This is a genomic window from Muricoccus radiodurans (assembly GCF_050154705.1).
GTDB lineage: Bacteria > Pseudomonadota > Alphaproteobacteria > Acetobacterales > Acetobacteraceae > Roseomonas > Roseomonas radiodurans.
Genome location: NZ_CP189561.1, coordinates 470,874 through 485,000, shown reverse-complemented (window position 1 = coordinate 485,000; position 14,127 = coordinate 470,874). Strand labels below are relative to the sequence as shown.

The following is a 14,127-nucleotide window of genomic DNA, read 5'->3' as shown; positions in this document are numbered from 1 at the left end:
GGCGCGCCAGGACCTGGATGGTCCGGCGGATCTCCTCGTCCCGGCCGATCACCGGGTCCAGCTTGCCGTCGCGCGCGGCCTCGGTCAGGTCGCGGGCGTACTTCTTGAGCGCGTCGAACTGCTGCTCGGCGTTCGCATTGTCCACGGTGCGGCCCTTGCGCACCTCGGCCACCGCCGCCTCCAGCTCTTGCGCGGTCGCGCCCGCCTTCACCAGCAGCTTGCCGGCCGGCGTGTCGCTCGCGGCCAGGGCCACCAGCAGCCGGTCCTGGGCCACGAAGCTGTCGCCGGCCTTGGTCGCCGCCCGCTCCGCCGCGTCCAGCACCCGCACGAAGTCGGGTGTCACCTGCGGCTGCCCGGCCCCGCCGCCGGAGACGCGCGGATTCTTCGCGACCTCGGTGTCCACGTCGCGCTTCGCCGCGGCCGGATCTCCGCCCGAGGCGCGAATGAGGCCGGAGGCCGCGCCCTCCTCGTCGTCCAGCAGCGCCTTGAGCAGGTGCTCCGGCGTCACGCGCTGGTGGTACTCACGGATGGCGATGGTCTGCGCGGCCTGCAGGAATCCCCGGGCGCGCTCGGTGAGCTTCTCGATGTCCATCTCTCATGTCCCTCATAGAGGCGACCGCCCTCCCCGCCCCTGACGGCAACGGGTTCGGCGTTTGACTGGGGATGTGGTAACGCCGCCGCGGCCCGTTCAAGAGGATCCGACATGCGCGTGGAGCGTCTCTACCGGTACCCCGTGAAGGGCCTGACCGCGGAGGCCCTGGAGGAGGTGATGCTCACCCCCGGTGAGACGATCCCCCATGACCGCCGCTTCGCCCTCGCTCAGGGGGATGCACCCTTCGACGAGGCCGCGCCACGCTTCCTGCCGAAGCAGAACTTCGCCTGCATGATGAAGAACGCGAAGGTCGTGCTCGTCCGCGCGGCCTTCGACCCGCGGACCGAGACCCTCTCCCTGGCCGCCGAGGGGCACGCCCCCCTCGCCGCCCCCACGGGCACGCCGGAGGGACGGGCCGCCCTGGGCGAGTGGCTGATCCGCTTCCTCGGCGACGAGGCCCGATACGGAACCCATTCCGACGGCACGCCCCGCCCCCCGCGCTTCACCGAGGTTCCCGGCCATGCCTTCACGGATCAGGTCCGAAAAGGCGTCTCGCTCCTGAACCTCGCCAGCCTCGCGGCCCTGGAGACGGCGATCGGCCGCCGCCTGGACCCGCTCCGCTTCCGCGCGAACATCTACCTCTCAGGCCTTCCCGCCTGGGCGGAGAACGACTGGGTCGGCCAGGAATTGCTGCTCGGCGGCGCCCGCCTGTCGGTCTTCAAGCGCACCGTCCGCTGCCCCGCCACGCAGGTGAACCTGGAGACCGGGGAGCGCGACGCGGATGTCCCCCGCCTGCTAAGGGAGCATTTCGGCCACACGGACCTCGGCGTCCACGCCACCGTGCTCGAGGGTGGACGCGTGGCCGTGGGCGACGCGCTGGAGCCGGCTGTCGGCGCGGACGAGTAGAGGCCGGGCAAAGATCCCCCCCGGGGCGGCCGGTCCGGCCGCCCGGAACCGCCTACTGGATGACCTCGCGGGCGTCGCCCGCCTGCGGCTCGGCATCCATCGAGCCGACATCCGGCCCGCCATGGCCGTTCACGGCGCCCTCGACCTCGGCCTCTCCGCCGTAGCCGTTCTCACCGCCCTGGCCGTCCTGCTGGTAGCGGCGCTGCTGCCCGCCCTGCGGGTAGTTGCCGCCACCTTGGCCCTGCTGCGCCTGGTTCATGGCGCCCAGGATGCGGAAGTAGTGCTCGGCGTGCTGGAAGTAGCCCTCCGCCATCACGCGGTCGCCGGAGCTGGTCGCGTCGCGGCCGAGCTGGAGGTATTTCTCGAAAAGCTGCTGCGCCGTGCCGCGCATCCGCATGTCCGGACCGATGGAATCGAACACATGGTTCCGGTTCATCGGCTGGTGGCTGGTGTTGTGGCGAGGACCGCCGCCGCCGCCACCACCGTGGCCGCCACCGCCGCCACCATGGCCGCCCTGCCGGTAATTCCCGCGGCCGCGCATACGCTTCATGTTCATGTGGTTCGTGTTCGCACTCTCATGCTCGCGCCGGCGGCCGGCGCGGAACGGTTCCGCAGGGCCCAGGGCGTGACAAGGATTGTTGTGCCAGGCGGCGAGCCGGGAGCGATGGCGCGCCCCTCACACTGGGGCGCCTGGACCGCGGGTCCGGCGAACCCGCCCTGCCCCGCCCTTCATGATGCAGGGGGCACGGAGGGGACCGCAGGCGGAACCTAGTGTTCTCCATCGATTCCGCCAAACGTTTTTTCAGGGGGCTCCCAGAACAAGGGCGCGGGGCACCCCGGCGAGGTCCGGCCGGCAGAACAGAGGGACCAGCCCGGCCGACCGAGCCAGTTCCTCCACGGCCGCCCGCTGTCCCTGCCCCAGCTCCAGCACGGCCCGGCCGCCCGGCGCGAGCAGCCCCGGCAGCGCGGCCGCCAGCGCCCGGTAGGCGTCCAGCCCGTCGGCTCCGCCGTCCAGCGCCAGCGCCGGCTCATGCGCCGCCACCTCCGGCATCAGCCCCTTGATGGCGCCCGTCTGGATATAGGGCGGGTTCGAGAGCACGAGGTCAAAGCGCCCCGCGAGCGCCGCCGCCCAGTCGCCGGCCAGCACAGCGACCCGGTCCGCGAGCCCGTTCCGCTGTGCATTCTCGCGCGCGAGCGCCGCGGCGCCGGGGCTGCGGTCCACGCCCACGCCGAAGGCGGCCGGACGCTCCGACAGGACGGCCAGCAGGATGGCGCCCGTTCCCGTGCCGAGGTCCAGCACGCGCCGCGGGGCCGGCACGGCCTCCAGCGCCGCCTCCACCAGCGTCTCCGTATCCGCCCGCGGGATCAGCGTGTCCGGGGTGCAGCGCAAGCTGAGCGTCCAGAACCCTGCCTCGCCGGTCAGATGCGCCATCGGCACCCGCCGGGCACGGGCGGCCAGCAGCCGGCGGAACCGCTCCGCCGGCTCGGCCGGGACGGCCGCCCGGGGATCCCGCAGCAGATCCTCCTGCCGGCACTCGAGGGCATGGGCCAGCAGCAGCCGCGCTTCCAGCCGCGGCGCCTCCACCGAGGCCGCCCGAAGCACCTGGCCCGCCTGGCAGAGAAAGGCCCCGACCGTCTCCCCCGGCTCGCAGCCGCTCACGCGTTCTCGGCGGCCAGCCGGGCCGCCTGGTCCTCGGCCATGAGGGCGGAGAAGACCTCCTCGAATTCCCCGAGCATCACCCGCTCCACCTTGTGCAGCGTCAGCCCGATCCGGTGGTCCGTCACCCGCCCCTGGGGGAAGTTATAGGTGCGGATGCGCTCGCTCCGGTCCCCGGTGCCCACCTGCCCCTTACGGTCCGCCGCCCGCGCCCCGGCCAGGGCCTGCCGCTGCGCCTCGTAGATGCGGGCCCGCAGCACCTTCATGGCCTTCGCCCTGTTCTTGTGCTGGGACTTCTCCTCCTGCATCGCGACCACGGTCCCCGTGGGGATATGGGTGATGCGCACGGCCGAATCCGTCTTGTTCACGTGCTGCCCACCGGCGCCTGAGGCCCGGTAGGTGTCGATGCGCAGGTCGCTGTCGTTGATCTGCACGTCCACTTCCTCCGCCTCGGGCAGCACCGCGACGGTCACAGTGGAGGTGTGGATGCGGCCCTGGGTCTCGGTGGCCGGCACGCGCTGGACGCGGTGGACGCCGCTCTCGAACTTCAGCTTTGCGAAGACCCCGCGCCCGGTGATGGAGGCGGAGGCGCCCTTTACACCGCCTGCCTCGCTCTCATCCCACTCCAGCACCTCGAAGCGCCAACCCTGGCCCTCCGCGTAGCGCTGGTAGGCGCGGAACAGCTCCGCCGCGAAGAGGCCGGCCTCGTCGCCCCCGGCCGCCGGACGCACCTCCAGGATGGCGGACCGCTCATCCGCCGCGTCCTTCGGCAGCAGCATGATCCGGATCTCATGCTCCAGCGCCGGCACCTGCTCCTTCAGGGACAGGTATTCCGGCTCGGCCAGTTCCCGCATCTCGGGGTCGGCGAGCAACGCCTCGGCCTCGTCCCGCGCCCGTTCGGCGGCGCGCAGCTCCGACACCTTCTCGACCACCGGCTCCAGCTCGGACAGCTCCTTCGACAGCGCGCCGAAGCGGCTGCCATCGGCCGTGCCGAGCTCGTGCCGCAGCTCCTCCGCGCGGGTCAGCAGCCGGTCCAGCTTCGCGGGAAGCGCCATCAGCCCAGCCGCGCCGGCAGCTCCGCCAACGGCACCCTTTCCTGCGTTCCCGCGTCCAGATCACGAAGCTGGGCTGCGCCCGCCGCCAGCTCCTCGTCCCCAATGATCACCGCCGCCCGCGCCCCGATCCGGTTCGCCCGCTCCATACGGCGCTTAAGGTTGCCCTTGTACGCGATCTCCGCCACCACCCCGGCCCGGCGCAGGGCCTGGAGCGCATCCAGGGCCGTCGCCTCGGCCGCGTCGCCCACAGGGATCACCGCCACGACGCGCGGCGCCGGCGGCGTCTTCCCGCCCGCCTCGATCAGCAGCGATAGACGCTCCACCCCCGCCGCCCAGCCCACGCAGGGGGTGAAGGGGCCGCCCATCTCCTCGACGAGTCCGTTGTAGCGGCCGCCGCCCATCACCGTGCCCTGCGCGCCCAGGCGGTCTGTCACGAACTCGAAGGCCGTGTGGGAATAGTAGTCCAGCCCTCGCACGATCCGCGGGTTCTCCCGGAACGGCACACCGAACCGGCCCAGATGCCGCCGCACGGCGTCGTAGAACCCCGAGGCCTCGGTCGTGAGGTGGTCATGGATGGTCGGCGCCCCGGCGACGATCGGCTTGTCCTTCGGGTCCTTGCTGTCCACGATCCGCAGCGGGTTCCGCTCCAGCCGGGCCCGGCTGTCCTCCGACAGCGCATCCCGATGCCCGGTGAAATACGCCACCAGCGCCGCCCGGTACGCGTCCCGGGACGCCGCGTCGCCGAGCGTGTTGATCTCCAGCACGGTCCCTTGGGCGATCCCCAGTTCCTGCTGGATGTGCCAGCCGCAGGCGATCGCCTCCGCATCCGAGAGCGGCTCGGCCGCGCCCATGATCTCGAGGTCGATCTGGTGGAACTGGCGGTAGCGGCCCTTCTGCGGCCGCTCGTAGCGGAACATCGGCCCGGCCGCGAAGATCTTCCGGGGCAGGTTCGCCTGGACCAGCCCGTTGCTGACCAGCGCCCGGCAGAGCCCGGCCGTGTATTCCGGCCGGAGGGTGATGCTCTCACCGCCCCGATCCTCGAAGGAGTACATCTCCTTCGACACCACGTCCGACGTGTCCCCGAGCCCGCGCGAGAAGACCCGCGTGTCCTCGAAGATGGGCGTCGCCCATTCCTCGAAGCCGTAGAGCGCGGATACCCGCCGCGCCGTCTCGATGACGTGGTGGTGCCGGCGGAACTCCTCGCCGATCAGGTCGTGCGTGCCGCGGGCCGGCTGGAGGGAGGTCTGGGCCATGGGGCGGGGGGGATAGCACCGCCGCCCCGGCTTGTCCCTACTCCCCCTCCCCGCGCAGCGCCTCGATCGCCCGGCGCATCAGCTCCTTCGCCCGCTCGAACCGGGCCTCGACGGCCGGCTCCAGCTCGCCATGGCCTTCCTCGAACTCCTCCAGCAGGTCCAGCAGGGCCTGGTCCAGCGCGCCCAGCACCGGGTGCTCGCTCGGCTCGCTCATCGCCGTCTACTCCGCCGCCTGCGGCACGGCCTCGGCCGCCTTCGCCGCCTCGTTCGCCCGGGTGATGGCCGCCGCCCGCGCCTCGACCAGCTCGACGATATGGTCGACCATCTCCTCGGTCCGGGTGGTGTGGCTCGTCTTCCCCGCCGAATAGACCATGTGGGTGCCCGCCCCGCCGCCGGTCAGGCCGAGGTCGGTCATCAGCGCCTCCCCCGGCCCGTTCACCACGCAGCCGATGATGGAAAGGCTGATCGGCACGGCGATATGCGCCAGCCGGTCCTCCAGCTTCTCCACCGTCCGGATCACGTCGAAGCCCTGCCGCGCGCAGGACGGGCAGGAGATGATCTTCACCCCCCGGTGCCGCAGCCCCAGCGACTTCAGCAGCTCCCAGCCGACCAGCACCTCCTCCTCCGGCTCGGCGCTCAGCGACACGCGCACCGTGTCCCCGATCCCCGCCCAGAGAAGGTTCCCCAGCCCGATCGCCGACTTCACCGTACCGGTGCGCTTCCCGCCCGCCTCGGTGATGCCGATGTGGAGGGGGTGGTCGCAGACCTCGGCCAGCTGGGTATAGGCCGCGACCGCCAGGAAGACGTCGCTCGCCTTCACGCTGATCTTGAACTCGTCGAAGCCGTTCTGCAGCAGATGATCCGCGTGCCAGAGCGCGCTCTCGACCAGCGCCTCCGGGTTCGGCTCTCCGTATTTCTCCAGCAGGTGCTTCTCCAGGCTGCCGGCGTTCACCCCGATGCGGATGGAGCAGCCATGGTCGCGCGCGGCCTTGACCACCTCCTTCACTCGCTCCGCGGAGCCGATGTTGCCGGGGTTGATCCGCAGGCAGGCCGCGCCGGCCTTCGCCGCCTCGATGGCGCGTTTGTAATGGAAGTGGATGTCCGCGACGATCGGGACGTTCACCTCCCGCACGATCTCGGCCAGGGCGGCGGTCGCCTCCTCGGTCGGGCAGGACACGCGGACGATGTCCACCCCCGCCAGCTCCGCGCGGCGGATCTGGGCGATGGTGGCGGCGGCGTCCTCCGTCGGCGTGTTCGTCATCGTCTGGACAGTGATGGGCGAATCGCCGCCCACGGGAACACGGCCCACATGGATCAGCCGCGACTTGCGCCGCTCGATCTGCTGGTACGGGCGATAGGACATCAGGACCCCTCGGTCACGATCGGCCTTGATATGGCAGGCGGCCCGATCCCGGCCAAGGCCGGCGTCGCTTCGGGCCCTCCGCCATCATCCCGCCGTCATGAACCCGGCGAGTGCCGCCGGGTTTTTCTGCACCCTAGCGCGCCGGGGCCGGAGCGGGCGCCGCGCCCCCGGCGGCGGGGCGGGCCGCCTTCAGCGCCTCTGGGTTCACCGCGACGTCCCGGACGACGCCGACCCGACCGGTGAAGATTCCGGTCGGCTGCCCGTCCACCACGACCTCAAGCCCCTGGGCCCGCCCGGTCGAGAAGACCAGCCCTTCCTGCGGCGGGATCGCGTAGCTCTCGCCGGACCGCAGCACGCGGTTCAGGATCACGCGGCCCGTGCTTCGCTCCCGGACCTGCACCCACGCCTCCTCGGAGGCGCGTAGCGTCACCCGGCTCGGCGCGTCGGCCGAGGGTCCGGTCGCGGCGGCCGGTGCCGGCGCCGGGGCAGCCGGGGCCGCGGGAGCCGTCGGGGCAGCGGGGGCCGGGACGGTCCCGCCCGGTGAGGGGGCCACCGCGGTGCTGGGGGACGGCGCCGGCGGCAGCGCCTGCGCAACAGGGGGCACCGGCCGCGACCCGGCCGGCTGGGCCGGAGCCCCCGGTGGTGGCGGCGTCACGCCGGGCCGCCCGGCCCCGGCGCCCGGTGTCGCCGCACCCAGCGTGGGCGGGAGCACGGGGGCCGTGTCCGGCAACGGCCCGGGGACTGAGGCGTCCCGCGCCGCCTGCTCGATCCGCGGGGGCGGGTTCGGCACGGCGTCCACGGTGCGGTTGCCCGCCCCGCTCCAGTTCCACCAGGCCACATAGGCCCCGACCATGATGACCGCGCCCAGCAGGATCACGACCCCGGCCGGCATCCCGCGCTCCGGCACCGGCTCAGGGAAGACGAGGTCCGCCTTTCCCTTGGCGGTCACCGCCCCGGTGTCCCGGTAGCGGCGCGCGAGCTCGTCCGAGTCCAGCCCGAGCGCGCGGGCATAGGTCCGTACGAAACCCAGCGCATAGGCCGGGCCGGGCAGATCCTTCGTCCGCCCTTCCTCCAGGGCCGCCAGGTAGCGACGGTTGATCCGCAGGCGGTCCGCCACCTCGTCCAGCGTCACGCCCACCGCCAGCCGCGCGTCGCGCAGCTCCTCGCCCACGCGGGCGGCTTCGGCCGACATCATCTCGGGCTTCATCATGCTGGAGGTGCGGGGCCGCTTCATGCTGCCAGGGCCGGGGAAAGACCTAGCCCGCCCCGCGCGGGGGCGGAAGGCCGGTGAAGGAGCGCTCGGCTCACGCGCCGGGTTGCACCGCGGACTGTGTTCCCGCCCGGGCGGCCAGCGCCGCGGCGGCCTGATCCATCAGCTCCGCGAGGATCTCGGCCACCGGCTGCTCGCGGGTGACCATTCCCACGCTCTGGCCCGCCATCAGCGATCCCTGCTCGACATCGCCGTCGATCACCGCCCGCCGGAGGGCGCCGGCCCAGAAGTGCTCGATGTCGAGCTGGGCGGCCGCCTTGTCGAGTTCGCCGGACTGGTGGCGCCGGATCACCTCGGCCTGATGCTCCAGGAAGCGGCGCGTGCCCTCGTTCTGAAGCGCCCTGACCGGGATCACCGGGAAGCGTTCGTCCAACTGCACCGTCGGAAGGGCGTCCCGCGCCGCGCCGCGGATGAAGGCCTGCTTGAACCGGGGATGGGCGATGCACTCCGTCGCGCACACGAAGCGCGTCCCGAGCTGCGCCCCGGCCGCCCCCATCTCCAGGTAGGAGAGCAGGGCCTCGCCGCGCCCGATCCCGCCCGCCACGAAGACCGGCACCTCCCGCGCCATGGCCGGCAGGATCTCCTGCGCCAGCACGTTCAGGGAGACGGGCCCGATATGCCCGCCGGCCTCCGATCCCTCGATCACCAGGGCGTCCGCTCCCGAACGCACGAGCTTCTTCGCCAGCGCCAGCGCGGGCGCGAAGCAGACGACCCTCGCCCCGCCTTCCTTCGCCCGCTTGATCGCCGAGGTCGGCGGGATGCCGCCGGCAAACACGATGTGCCCGACCCTCGCCGCCAGGCAAACCTCCACCAGCTCCGCCAGGCGCGGGTGCATGGTGATCAGGTTCACGCCGAAGGGCCGGGCGGTCAGCGCCTGGGTCGCCGCGATCTCCTCGGCCAGCCGAGGAGGCTCCATCGCCCCGCAGGCGATGACCCCGAAGGCCCCGGCCTCGGACAGGGCGGCGACGAGGTGCCGCTCGCTGATCCAGGACATGGCGCCCCCCATGATGGCGACCCGGCTGCCGAAGAAGGCCGCCCCGCGCTCCATCAGCCGCGCCAGCGCCGTCCGCGCCGCCGCGTCCGCCGGGCCGGCAGCCCCTGCTGCCGCGCCCACCGCGTCGGGGCGCGAGCTCGTCGGGGTCGCCCCCTGGGCGGGCGGGATCGCGGGCAGGTCCATGCCGGTCAGCCCGGCCCGTCCAGCCCGTAGGCCGTGTGCAACGCGCGCACCGCGAGCTCCGTGTACTCCACGCCGACCAGCACGCTCGTCTTGATCTCGGAGGTGGAGATGACCTGGATGTTGATCCCCTTCTCCGCCAGCGTCTTGAACATCATCGCCGCCACGCCCGCGTGGCTGCGCATCCCGATGCCGACGATGGAGATCTTCGTCACCTCCGGGTCGGCCAGGATCGCCTCCCAGCCGATCTCCGCGCGCGCCTTCTCCAGCACCTCCTTCGCCCGCGGCAGGTCCGTCTTGCCCACGGTGAAGGTCATGTCCGTGGTGCCGTCAGAGCCGAGGTTCTGGACGATCATGTCCACGTTCACGTTCGCGTCCGCCAGCGGCCCGAAGACGGTGGCGGCGATGCCGGGCTTGTCCGGCACCCGGCGCAGCGTCACCTTCGCCTCGTCGCGACTGTACGCGACCCCCGTCACCAGCGGCTGTTCCACGATCTCGTCCTCGTCCACCACGAGCGACCCGGGCTTGTCCTCGAAGGAGGACAAGACCTGCACCCGCACCTTCTGCTTCATCGCCAGCTCGACCGAGCGCGTCTGAAGGACCTTCGCCCCCACGCTCGCGAGTTCCAGCATCTCCTCATAGGCCACGGCGGCCAGCTTGCGGGCCCGCGGCACGATGCGCGGATCGGTCGTGTAGATCCCGTCCACGTCCGTATAGATGTCGCAGCGATCTGCCCGCACCGCCGCCGCGATGGCGACCGCCGACAGGTCCGATCCGCCGCGCCCGAGCGTCGCGATCCGGTTCCGCCCGGGCTCCACGCCCTGGAAGCCCGCGATGATCGGCACCTGCCCCTGCCCCATCCGCTCGATCAGCAACGTGCCGTCGATGCTCTCGATCCGCGCCTTGCCATGGGCGGCATCCGTCCGGATCGGCACCTGCCAGCCCTGCCAGGAGCGCGCGTCCACCCCGATCGTCTGCAGCGCGATGGCCAGCAGCCCGGTCGTCACCTGCTCCCCGGTGGCGACCACCGTGTCGTATTCCCGCGCGTCGTGCAGCGGCGAGAGGTCGGTGCACCACTTCACCAGCTGATTGGTCACGCCGGACATGGCGGAGACAACGACGGCCACCTCATGCCCGGCCTCCACCTCCCGCTTCACGCGGTTGGCGACGTTGCGGATGCGGTCGAGGTCGGCGACGGAGGTGCCGCCGAACTTCATCACGATGCGGGCCATCAGGGGTGTCGAGCAACTGCCGGAAAGGGGGCGCGCGGGTTGCGCCCCGCCGCGGGGCGGCACAGATACCGGCGGCGGGGCGGCGGGGCAACCTGGGGGATTCCGGAACGATGACGACCACCGTCCTGACCGGCGAGGTGGCGAAATTCGACGCCCTAGCGGCGCGCTGGTGGGACCCGCGCGGCCCCATGGCCCCGCTCCACGCCATGAACCCGCTGCGGACCGGCTGGATCGCGGAGCGCCTCCGTCAGCTTCATCAAGGTCAGGGCGGCGACCTGACCGGCCTTTCGGTGCTGGACGTCGGCTGCGGTGCCGGCTTGGCCGCGGAGGCCCTCGCCCGGCGCGGCGCCCGTGTCACCGGCATTGACATGGCCGGCGATGCCCTCGCCGCCGCCCGTGCTCATGCGGCGGCCGGCGGCCTGGACATCGCCTATCGCCAGTCCCGTCCGGAGGACGAGGCCGGACCCTACGACGCCGTCACCGCGCTCGAGGTGATCGAGCATGTCGCCGACCGGGACGCCTTCCTCGCCGCCCTCGCCCGGCTGGTCAGGCCGGGCGGCATGGTCTTCCTCTCCACCCTCAACCGCACCCCGCGCAGCTTTCTCTTCGCGAAGCTCGGCGCCGAGTACCTGCTGCGCCTCCTGCCCCGCGGCACGCATGACTGGCGCATGTTCGTCACACCCGCCGAGCTGGGCACGGGCCTCCGCCGGGCAGGCCTCCGGGTCACGGACATCGCGGGCATGGTGTCCTCACCCCTGACCGGCGGCTGGCGGGAGAGCCGGGACGTCGCGGTGAACTACATCGCGGCGGCGGTGCGGGACAGCTGAGCGCCGCTCGGGCGGCGGATCAAGCGCCGCAGACCCCGTCCTGGCCGGCCATGATCGCCGCGACCGCCGCCCGGGCAGGATGGCCCGGATCAGGCGAAAAGTACTTCAGGCCGTAGACGGATTCCGGCAGGAAGGTCTTCACGACCTCGGCCGCCCGGCCCACATGGACGGCTCGGACCTCCTCGGCCGTGACGGGCTCGCCCCGCCCGCGGGTCCGCTCGAGCACCAAGATCGCGTTCCGCCCCCACCGCAGGCCGGCCGACCGGACCAGCGAATCCAGGACGCAAGCCAGCCAGTACTCCTGCGGCGGATAGCGCGTCGCGGTCGGGGAGAGCGCCTCCTCCGGCATGTCGCGGAAGATGTCGTCGAGGATGGCGGCGAAGACCTCCCTCGGGAAGAAGGCGCCGTCCGTATGGGCCTTCAGGACGCCGCCCTCGATCCCGTGGCGGCGGGAATGGGCCAGCAGCCGCTCATCGGTCAGGACCATCTCCCGCCAGTAGTCCTTCGAGATCGAGCGGATCAGGACGGGCCGACCCAGCCCGACATCCTGTCCCGCCATGGCAGCGGGCAGGCCCGGCCGGACCAGCAGATCGTTGGCCGTGTGCATGTAGAAGCGATCGAACGGGATGCCCTCCGCCACGGCGTGCCGGAAGTTGCTCACATGGCCGAGGAAGTTGTTCGATACGACCGTCTCGGCCGATCGCGGGTTCAGCACGATCCCGGGGTCGGCGTCGAGGCCGGCCAGGAAGGCGTCACGCCCCTTCCGCGCGACATGGATGATGTGCGTGACCCCGGGCCCCAGGGCCCAGTCGTAATTCCGGAGCTGAAGAGCCAGGAGGTCGGGCCGCTCGCTCGCCGTCACCGAGACGAGCAGGCGGCTCACGGCTCAGCCATCGGCCCGCGGCACCCAGGGAATCCGCCCGATCTCGATCCCTTCGTCCCGAAGCGCCTCGGCCTCGGCCTCGGTCGCCTGGCCGTAGATGCCGCGACGGTCGGTCTCGCCCCGGTGCATCCGCCGGGCCTCCTCGGCGAAGCGATCGCCGACCGCGTCGCAGTTCTTCTCCACCTCGGCGCGGATCCGCTGGAGCACGGCCATCATCTGCGCGGGAATCGGGCCCTGCGGCATCTCCGCCGGCGCGGCGGGGGCCGGGGGCGCCGGGTTCGGCACCACGGCCGGGACCTCCACGGCGCCCTTGCCGATCGCCGGCGCCATCAACGCCCGGCGGGCCTTCGTGTCGCCGCAGATTGGGCACTCCACCAGGCCGGCGGCCACCAGCTTCTCGAAGGCGGCGCTGTCCTTGTACCAGCCGTCGAAGCCGTGCGCCCGGCTGCACTGCAACTGGTAGTGGATCATCGGAGGAACGGGTGTGCGGACATCGGACCCCTTATTTGGCACTCCGATGACAGGAGTGCCAGGGTCCGCCGCGCGGCATCAAGGGCTTGCCGGCCGCCGCGCGCCGCGCGGGTCAGGCGGCCAGCATCGGATCGAGCTTTCCCGCGCGTTCCAGCGCGTGCAGGTCGTCCGATCCGCCGATCGCCCGGTCGGCGATGAAGATCTGGGGCACGGTCGTCCGTCCGCCGGAGCGGGAGATCGCGGCGCGGCGGGCCTCCGACCCGTGCGGCGCATCGATCTCCTCGAAGGCCACGCCCTTGCGCTCCAGCAACGCCTTGGCGCGCGCGCAATAGGGGCAGAAGGGGGTGGTGTAGATCTCGACCTTGGGCATGGCGCCCGATCTCGGTTCGGCCGGACCCGCCGTCAAGCCCGTTGCGCCACCTGTCTCGGTCCGCGGGCCGTGCGGCGCCGGGGTTCACCCCTCTGATCGGGCGCGGCCGGCGGCCAGGGGCTGAAGCCGCGGATCCGGCACCCGCGCCGCCGCCAGCACGTCCACCGCCGAGGCGCCCGCGCGCAGCAGGACGCGGGCGCACGCCCCCGCCGTGGCCCCGCTGGTCAGCACATCGTCCACGAGCAGCACGCGCCGCCCCGCGACGCGGTGAATCGCCCGCCGCGCGATGACGAAGGCGCCCTCCACCGCCACCGCCCGGCCGGCCGCCGAGAGCCCCCCCAGCGGGCGTGTCGCCCGCACGCGCCGCAGCGCATCCGGCAGGACGGGCCGCCCCGCCGCCCGCCCGAGATGCCGCGCGAGCAGCGCCGCCTGATTGTACTGCCGCGTCCAGAGCCGCCAGCGATGCAGCGGGACCGGCACGATCAGTTCCGCCCGCGCTAGCAGGCCGGCCCCGGCAGAGGCCATGTGCCGCGCGAGGTGCCGCGCCAGATCCGGCCGGTCGGCGTGCTTCATGGGCAGGATCACCCGCCCGATCACGTCGCTATAGGCGAAGGCCGCGCGCGCCGCGTCGAACGCCGGCGGCGCCGCGACGCAGCCCGGGCAGAGCAGCGCGCCGCCCTGCCGCTCCCCCTGTCCCGCATGCTCGAAAGGCACCCCGCAGCGGTCGCACATCGGCGCTCCGAGCAGATGCATGCCCCGGAAGCAGGCGGCGCAAACGGTCCCCTGCTCCAGCACCGACGCATCGCAGGCGAGGCAGGTGGGCGGCAGCAGCGCGTCCAGGACGCCACCGGCCGCAGCTTGTGCCAGTCCGCCGGCGGCCTGCGCCAGCTCCACCGCCCGCCGCAGATCCGGCGCGCGGCCGGCCAGGCGCGCGAGCCAGGGTCGGGCGGCGGCGAAGGGCATCACAGGTCCGGTCTAGCCGCCTTTTCGGACGGAAGGCAGCCGGCGACACCGCCATGCCTCTTTCCAGCGGCTCGTCATGGCGCCTCGCCGCAACGCGCCCGCCCCTGGCAG

General features: G+C 72.6%; 16 protein-coding genes (1 of these 16 cut by a window edge). 2 read left to right on the top strand and 14 right to left on the bottom strand.

Going from position 1 to position 14,127, the window contains the following annotated elements:
• On the bottom strand, positions 1 to 592 hold the 5' end (the start) of the coding sequence (gene clpB / locus ACP6CK_RS02440) for an ATP-dependent chaperone ClpB (RefSeq protein WP_426957187.1). Its footprint begins 2,000 nt before the window's first position; the window shows 592 of its 2,592 coding nt (coding positions 1–592); the start codon lies at positions 590 to 592; its stop codon lies beyond the left edge, outside the window.
• Positions 593 to 703: 111 nt separating this feature from the next.
• Between clpB and ACP6CK_RS02435 the strand changes: the two genes are divergently transcribed.
• Complete coding sequence (locus tag ACP6CK_RS02435) at positions 704 to 1,498, top strand: MOSC domain-containing protein (protein ID WP_426957186.1); 795 nt, start codon at positions 704 to 706, stop codon at positions 1,496 to 1,498.
• Between the two features lie 52 nt (positions 1,499 to 1,550).
• Here the strand turns inward: ACP6CK_RS02435 and ACP6CK_RS02430 are convergent, their stop codons facing one another.
• The 9 genes from ACP6CK_RS02430 to ACP6CK_RS02390 all read right to left on the bottom strand — a co-directional run bounded on the left by ACP6CK_RS02430 (position 1,551) and on the right by ACP6CK_RS02390 (position 10,502).
• On the bottom strand, positions 1,551 to 2,054 hold the full coding sequence (locus ACP6CK_RS02430; RefSeq protein ID WP_426957185.1) for a DUF4167 domain-containing protein: 504 nt from the start codon (positions 2,052 to 2,054) through the stop codon (positions 1,551 to 1,553).
• Positions 2,055 to 2,300: 246 nt separating this feature from the next.
• Positions 2,301 to 3,158 carry a peptide chain release factor N(5)-glutamine methyltransferase gene (gene prmC / locus ACP6CK_RS02425; RefSeq protein ID WP_426957184.1) on the bottom strand — a complete coding sequence of 286 codons (858 nt, stop codon included), beginning with the start codon at positions 3,156 to 3,158 and terminating at the stop codon, positions 2,301 to 2,303.
• Entirely contained in the window at positions 3,155 to 4,210 is a 1,056-nt protein-coding gene (gene prfA, locus ACP6CK_RS02420; protein WP_426957183.1) for a peptide chain release factor 1, read from the bottom strand. The genes prmC and prfA overlap by 4 nt, the downstream gene beginning before the upstream one ends.
• Entirely contained in the window at positions 4,210 to 5,463 is a 1,254-nt protein-coding gene (hisS, locus tag ACP6CK_RS02415; RefSeq protein ID WP_426957182.1) for a histidine--tRNA ligase, read from the bottom strand. The genes prfA and hisS overlap by 1 nt, the downstream gene beginning before the upstream one ends.
• A 37-nt stretch (positions 5,464 to 5,500) precedes the next feature.
• On the bottom strand, positions 5,501 to 5,677 hold the full coding sequence (locus ACP6CK_RS02410) for a hypothetical protein (RefSeq protein ID WP_426957181.1): 177 nt from the start codon (positions 5,675 to 5,677) through the stop codon (positions 5,501 to 5,503).
• 6 nt (positions 5,678 to 5,683) lie between these two features.
• Positions 5,684 to 6,829, bottom strand: coding sequence for a flavodoxin-dependent (E)-4-hydroxy-3-methylbut-2-enyl-diphosphate synthase (gene ispG / locus ACP6CK_RS02405; RefSeq protein WP_426959848.1), 1,146 nt, complete (start codon positions 6,827 to 6,829; stop codon positions 5,684 to 5,686).
• A 130-nt stretch (positions 6,830 to 6,959) separates the two neighbouring features.
• Positions 6,960 to 8,021 (bottom strand): helix-turn-helix domain-containing protein, encoded by a 1,062-nt coding sequence (locus ACP6CK_RS02400; RefSeq protein ID WP_426957180.1) that lies wholly within the window; start codon positions 8,019 to 8,021, stop codon positions 6,960 to 6,962.
• Between the two features lie 109 nt (positions 8,022 to 8,130).
• A complete protein-coding gene (locus ACP6CK_RS02395) occupies positions 8,131 to 9,144 on the bottom strand; it encodes an NAD(P)H-dependent flavin oxidoreductase (protein WP_426959847.1) in 1,014 nt (337 codons plus the stop codon).
• A 134-nt stretch (positions 9,145 to 9,278) separates the two neighbouring features.
• A complete protein-coding gene (locus ACP6CK_RS02390) occupies positions 9,279 to 10,502 on the bottom strand; it encodes an aspartate kinase (RefSeq protein ID WP_426957179.1) in 1,224 nt (407 codons plus the stop codon).
• Positions 10,503 to 10,612: 110 nt separating this feature from the next.
• On the opposite strand from ACP6CK_RS02390, the gene ubiG reads away from it, so the two are divergent.
• The gene (ubiG, locus tag ACP6CK_RS02385) at positions 10,613 to 11,329 is read left to right on the top strand and encodes a bifunctional 2-polyprenyl-6-hydroxyphenol methylase/3-demethylubiquinol 3-O-methyltransferase UbiG (protein WP_426957178.1); all 717 of its coding nucleotides are present in this window, start codon (positions 10,613 to 10,615) and stop codon (positions 11,327 to 11,329) included.
• 19 nt (positions 11,330 to 11,348) lie between these two features.
• Here ubiG and ACP6CK_RS02380 read toward each other — a convergent pair whose 3' ends face one another.
• The 4 genes from ACP6CK_RS02380 to ACP6CK_RS02365 form a co-directional block, all read right to left on the bottom strand.
• Entirely contained in the window at positions 11,349 to 12,212 is an 864-nt protein-coding gene (locus ACP6CK_RS02380; RefSeq protein WP_426957177.1) for a hypothetical protein, read from the bottom strand.
• A 3-nt stretch (positions 12,213 to 12,215) separates the two neighbouring features.
• On the bottom strand, positions 12,216 to 12,683 hold the full coding sequence (locus ACP6CK_RS02375; protein ID WP_426957176.1) for a DUF1178 family protein: 468 nt from the start codon (positions 12,681 to 12,683) through the stop codon (positions 12,216 to 12,218).
• A gap of 112 nt (positions 12,684 to 12,795) precedes the next feature.
• Positions 12,796 to 13,053, bottom strand: a complete 258-nt coding sequence (gene grxC, locus ACP6CK_RS02370; protein WP_426957175.1) for a glutaredoxin 3 — start codon at positions 13,051 to 13,053, stop codon at positions 12,796 to 12,798.
• A gap of 84 nt (positions 13,054 to 13,137) precedes the next feature.
• The gene (locus tag ACP6CK_RS02365; protein ID WP_426957174.1) at positions 13,138 to 14,016 is read right to left on the bottom strand and encodes a ComF family protein; all 879 of its coding nucleotides are present in this window, start codon (positions 14,014 to 14,016) and stop codon (positions 13,138 to 13,140) included.
• Positions 14,017 to 14,127 lie beyond the last annotated feature (111 nt).